Raw genomic sequence first — 1,179 nt, 5'->3', positions numbered from 1 at the left:
CTAGTGTACTTTAACAAAAGTTCGTCTTATTATTGATTTTGTCGGACAGCCGAGCGATTGACGCAATGATTTGATTGGCTGTTTTACGCCAGACAAACGGCTTGGGATCGTCGTTGTAGGTCGCAAGATAGTCTTTAATTGACGCTTCCAACTCGCGAGTACTGCGATGCGAGTTGCGCTTGATCCATCGCTCCGAGATCAGGGCAAAGAATCGTTCCACTAAGTTGACCCACGACGCCGAGGTTGGCGTGAAATGAACGTGGTATCTGGGTCTGGCAGCAAACCAGGCTCGCACCTTTTCGGTCTTATGAGTCCCGTAGTTGTCCATGACCAAGTGAATATCCAGATTCTCTGGAACCTCCCGGTCAATCTCATTCAAAAAGGCCAGAAACTCTTTGGCACGGTGTCGCCTGTGAAGACGTCCGATAACCTCACCGGTGGCCACGTCCAAGGCGGCAAACAGGGTGGTGGTGCCGTGACGAACGTAATCGTGCGTCCGAGTCTCTGAATAGCCAAACGACAGGGGGAGCGCCGGTTGGGTCCGGTTCAGCGCCTGTATCTGGCTTTTCTCATCCACGCACAGCACCAGAGCCCGGTCAGGCGGATTCATATACAACCCAACAATGTCGTGGACCTTGGCGACAAAGTGCGGGTCGGTTGAGAGCTTAAACGTCTCCAGGCGGTGAGGCTTCAGACCAAACGCCCGCCAGATTCGACTGATCGCCATGGCATTGAGGCCCGTTTCCTTGGCCATCAAGGTTGTCGACCAATGGGTCGCCTCCTTGGGCTTGGACTGCAGCGTTTTGTCGATGACCTCCGTGACCTTGTCGTCATCAATACTACGGGGCCGACCACTCCTGGGGGCATCGGTCAGCCCAGCCACCCGGAACTGCTCAAACCGCTTACGCCACTTGCTGACCGTTTCGGCCGTCACGCCCACTCGCTCTCCGATCACACGCCCGGGAAAACCCTCGGTGCTCAACAGGATCATTCGTGCTCGTTGTTGCTCAGCCGCAGGCATCTGCCGACGACGAACCCACGCATTGAGCTCATCGCGTTCTTCGTCTGTAATAATCAAAGGGGTGACCGGTCGTCCCATTGCAGTAGCTCCCTCGATGTTTTCTGCAATTATAAACTTTAACCATAAAAATTCGACGAACTTTTGTTAAGGGACACTAG

General features: G+C 54.0%; 1 protein-coding gene. It reads right to left on the bottom strand.

Annotation, left to right across the window (positions count from 1 at the left end):
* Nucleotides 1–10: 10 nt before the first annotated feature.
* Nucleotides 11–1,099 (bottom strand): IS630 family transposase, encoded by a 1,089-nt coding sequence (locus EZI54_RS23800; RefSeq protein ID WP_131484326.1) that lies wholly within the window; start codon nucleotides 1,097–1,099, stop codon nucleotides 11–13.
* Nucleotides 1,100–1,179 lie beyond the last annotated feature (80 nt).

Origin of the sequence: Marinobacter halodurans (genome assembly GCF_004327985.1) — a bacterium.
GTDB classification, from domain to species: Bacteria; Pseudomonadota; Gammaproteobacteria; order Pseudomonadales; family Oleiphilaceae; genus Marinobacter_A; species Marinobacter_A halodurans.
Note: the sequence above shows the minus strand (reverse complement) of the source record. Positions and strands in the feature narration are given on the sequence as shown.

Bases quoted from the DNA above. Each gene is read 5' to 3' on its own strand.
- EZI54_RS23800 (WP_131484326.1), bottom strand. From the start codon at position 1,099: ATGGGACGACCGGTCACCCCTTTGATTATTACAGACGAAGAACGCGAT.